Annotated in this window: 4 protein-coding genes; 1 reads left to right on the top strand and 3 read right to left on the bottom strand. The window is 64.5% G+C overall.

What is annotated here, in order from left to right; translation table 11 throughout:
- The first annotated feature begins 596 nt into the window (after positions 1–596).
- Positions 597–1,316: a toll/interleukin-1 receptor domain-containing protein gene (locus AC1P6P_RS18565; RefSeq protein WP_481403932.1), complete on the top strand. Its 720-nt coding sequence runs from the start codon at positions 597–599 to the stop codon at positions 1,314–1,316.
- A gap of 6 nt (positions 1,317–1,322) precedes the next feature.
- Here the strand turns inward: AC1P6P_RS18565 and lysA are convergent, their stop codons facing one another.
- The 3 genes from lysA to argH all read right to left on the bottom strand — a co-directional run.
- Positions 1,323–2,582: a diaminopimelate decarboxylase gene (lysA, locus tag AC1P6P_RS18560; protein WP_481403931.1), complete on the bottom strand. Its 1,260-nt coding sequence runs from the start codon at positions 2,580–2,582 to the stop codon at positions 1,323–1,325.
- A 4-nt stretch (positions 2,583–2,586) separates the two neighbouring features.
- Positions 2,587–2,832, bottom strand: a complete 246-nt coding sequence (locus AC1P6P_RS18555) for a hypothetical protein (RefSeq protein ID WP_481403930.1) — start codon at positions 2,830–2,832, stop codon at positions 2,587–2,589.
- A gap of 2 nt (positions 2,833–2,834) precedes the next feature.
- Positions 2,835–3,909 (bottom strand): argininosuccinate lyase (gene argH, locus AC1P6P_RS18550; protein ID WP_481403929.1); only part of this gene is annotated, 1,075 nt, incomplete at its 5' end.

The raw sequence follows: 3,909 nt of genomic DNA, 5'->3' as shown, positions 1-3,909 counted from the left end.
CCGTAAGTTCAACGTTGCCGCGACCAGCGGCAACTCTGCTTGGAGGGTGGGGCAAGCGATACGCCATGCGCAAGAGAATGATCCAAAACGGACCGAACCTGCCCGGCGCGCGCGGAGGGTGAACAGCCGCGCGCGTTGGTTGATAAAACACATGCGGCGCGCACGCTTCCTGAAGCGAAAGAATCGGCCGATTTGCAATGTCAAAGAGCGCGCGAACGGTGACAGGTGTGGGGGGTGTAGGAAAGCTCATTTCCATCGCTTGTCGATGGAAATCACCGGGGACTCCGTGAGTTCAACGTCGGCGCGACCAGCGCCGACACTGCTGGGAGCGCGGGTGTGGCGATATGGCGGGCGGGCGGTAGGCAATTACGTAATTGTGTCCCCGGATTTGCCGTGTCCCTAATCCCACCAAATTATGAATTATGTCCCCGGAAGACGACATTTACGTCTTGCAATATATAAAACATCCTTTTTGAAATTGCGTTGTAAATGACGCATTGCTCTTCAAGAAAATTTTGCAAGGCCACTTGCCTAATAGATATTCAACGCCACATTTCTCGCTCGATTGTTGAACTATCATATCAAGGGGGAAATTTATGGCCAGATGTACTGCACCGGTCAGAGGGCATCGTTCGGCTGCCGCAGCGGCAGACTGCCCAGCTTGCGGCGGACGTTATGGTCACTCACGCGGTTATAGCGGTTTTGGGGGCTATAACGAATATCAAAGCTATAGGCCCACTAGCGCGCCATCGACCTACGGAAGTAGCAGCAGGCCGAGCGTCGCAGGTCGGAAAAGCTCTAAGCCGCGCTGGTCGCCAGCAGGCTCGCCGGTTTGGTATTCGCCTGAACAGGTGCGATCACTCACTCCAGTCCGCGAAACTGCAGAGAACCTCGCAGTCTTGCAACCTGATCTGCGAGATGTTTTCCTTTGTCACGCTTGGGATGATCGACAGGGCGCGGCAAAAGACCTTCACGATCTCCTTGAAGCGCGCGGCGTTCGCGTGTGGTTCAGCGAAAAGGATCTCGGCCTCGGGGTGCCGATGATGCGCGCAATCGATAAGGGACTAATTAATTCTCGCGTTGGAATTGTGCTGGTTACACCAGCCATGTTGCTGCGTCTCCAAGCCGAAGGGGTCGCTGACAAAGAACTGTCCGCACTACTTCGGCGTGAACGTCTCGTGCCAGTTGTCCACGAAACAACCTATGAGGAACTTGAAAAGGTCAGCCTTCTATTGGCTTCTCGCGCAGGCCTCAGCACTACCGAAGAGACAATGGGTGAAGTCGCGGCCAAAATTGCGGAGCTAGTGCGGAATTAGCCCCCCCTACAACCACTCGGGCACCCGCTCCGCCGCCAATATCGTGGCAGGCTCAATCCGATCCGCCACGACAGCCCAGCGCGAGCCATCCACCATGACTTCCGGCACCAACGCCCGGCTGTTATAGGTATTCGCCATCGTCGCCCCATAGGCCCCGGCAGTCCGAAACACCGCCAAGTCCCCCGCCTTCACCACATCGATCTCGCGCTGCATCGCAAACGTATCCGAGCTTTCGCAGATCGGCCCGACAATGTTCGCCACCTCGCGCTTCCCATTCGGCTTTACCGCGAGGAAATCGTGCCAGGCGTCGTACATCGCCGGGCGGACGAGGTCGTTCATCGCGGCGTCGACCACGACGAACGGGTTGGTAACCCCGGGCTTGACGCGGATCACCCGGGTGACGAGCACGCCCGAGTTGCCGACGATGACGCGGCCGGGTTCGAACATGATCGTCGCATCCCAGTCTGCCGTCACTTCGGCGACCATTTCGGCGTATTCATCCGGCCCCGGCAGGGTTTCACCGAGCTTGTAGGGGACGCCGAGGCCGCCGCCGAGGTCCATGTGGGTGACGGGGTGGCCGGCGGCGCGGATGGCGTGCATCAGTTCGCCCATGCGGGTGAAGGCGGCGCGGCTGGGGGCGAGGCTGCTGATCTGGCTGCCGATGTGGGCGGCGAGGCCGCGCATCCGGAGGCCCGGGCGCGCGGCGAGGCGGGCGTACATCGCGGCGGCGCGATCGTAGGGCACGCCGAACTTGTTCTCTGCCTTGCCGGTGCTGATCTTGGCGTGGGTGCCGCCGTCGACATCGGGGTTGACGCGCAGCGCGCAGGTGGCGGTGAGGCCCCTGCCCTCGGCGATGTCGGCGAGTTCGTGGCCTTCTTCCTCGCTTTCGAGGTTGAACTGGCCGAGGCCGACATCGAGCGCGCGGGCGAGTTCGGATGCGGTCTTGCCGACGCCGGAGAACACCACGTCTGCCGCGGGAATGCCGGCGGCGAGCGCGCGTTCGAGTTCGCCGCCCGAGACGACGTCGGCGCCGTAGCCTTCGGAGGCGAGCAGCTTGAGCACCGCGAGGTTGGGGTTGGCCTTGACCGCGAAGGCGATGTGGACCTTGGGCAGCCGGCTGGTCAGCGCATCGCGGAACACGCGGGCGTGGCGGGTGAGCGTGGCGCGCGAGTAGACGTAGACCGGGGTGCCGACCTCGCGGGCGATGGTGGGCAGGGCTACGTCCTCGGCGTGGAGGACGCCGTCCTTGTAGTCGAAATGGTCCATGGGGTTAGCCTTTAGGCGGAAGATCGTAGGGATCGTCGGTGCGCGGTTCGGAGCGGGTGCGCAGTTCGACATTGCGGCCGGGGCGTTCCTGCGAGGTGGGGGTGAGCAGGTCGTCCGAGCCGGGTTTCTCGCCGGCGCCGTAGGGGGCGACCGGGAGGGTCTTGCCGGCGACCGGCTTGAGATTGTGGCGCGCGCCGCAGGCGGAGAGCGCGGCGACGGCGGCGAGTAGCAGCAGGGTTCGGCGCAACATGCTTACTCCAGCCCGAGCGCGGCGCGCGCCTGGGCGACACGCTTCTCTACCTCAGCCGGGGCGGTTCCGCCATGGCTGGCGCGCGAGGCGACCGACGCTTCGACCGAGAGCGCCGGGAACACGCGTTCATCGATGCGCGGATCGATCGCCTGGAGTTCGGCGAGGGTGAGCGCTTCGAGCGCGATGCCGCGGCTTTCGGCGAGCTTCACGGCGCTGCCGGTGATGTGGTGCGCCTCGCGGAACGGGATGCCGGCCTGGCGGACCAGCCAGTCGGCAAGGTCCGTCGCGGTGGCGTAGCCGAGTTCGGCAGCGGCGCGCATCTTCTGGGTGCGGAAGGTGGCGCCCTCGACCATGCCGGTCATCGCCGCGAGGCAGAGGGTGAGCAGGCCGGCGGCCTCGAACACCGGCGGCTTGTCATCCTGCATGTCCTTCGAATAGGCGAGCGGCAGGCCCTTCATGGTGATCATCAGGCTGGTGAGGCTGCCGATGATGCGGCCCGAGTGGCCGCGCACCAGCTCGGCCGCGTCGGGGTTCTTCTTCTGCGGCATGATGCTGGAGCCGGTGGACAGGCTGTCTGGCAGGGTGACGAAGCCGAACGGCTGGCTGGCCCAGATGATGAATTCCTCGGCCAGGCGCGAGAGATGGAGCGCGCATTGGGCGGCGGCCGAGAGGTAATCGAGCGCGAAATCGCGGTCGGAGACCGAATCGAGGCTGTTGTCGGTGGGACGGGCGAAGCCGAGGGCTTGCGCGGTCATGTGCCGATCGATCGGGAAGCCGGTGCCGGCCAGCGCGGCAGCGCCGAGCGGGCACTGGTTCATGCGGGCGCGGGCGTCGGCGAAGCGCGAGACATCGCGCGCGGCCATCTCGTAATAGGCGAGCAGGTGGTGGCCGAGGGTGACCGGCTGCGCGGTTTGCAGGTGGGTGAAGCCGGGCATGATGCTGGCGGCATGTTCGGCGGCGCGGGTGACGAGCGCGACTTGCAGCGCCCTGAGTTGGGCGAGCGCCTGGTCGCAGGCATCGCGGACCCAGAGGCGGAAATCGGTGGCGACCTGGTCGTTGCGGCTGCGCGCGGTGTGG

The organism is Rhizomicrobium sp. (assembly GCF_056722145.1).
Note: the sequence above shows the minus strand (reverse complement) of the source record. Positions and strands in the feature narration are given on the sequence as shown.

Coding starts and splice junctions, on each gene's coding strand:
- AC1P6P_RS18565 (WP_481403932.1), top strand. CDS start 597: ATGGCCAGATGTACTGCACCGGTCAGAGGGCATCGTTCGGCTGCCGCA.
- AC1P6P_RS18555 (WP_481403930.1), bottom strand. CDS start 2,832: ATGTTGCGCCGAACCCTGCTGCTACTCGCCGCCGTCGCCGCGCTCTCC.
- lysA (WP_481403931.1), bottom strand. CDS start 2,582: ATGGACCATTTCGACTACAAGGACGGCGTCCTCCACGCCGAGGACGTA.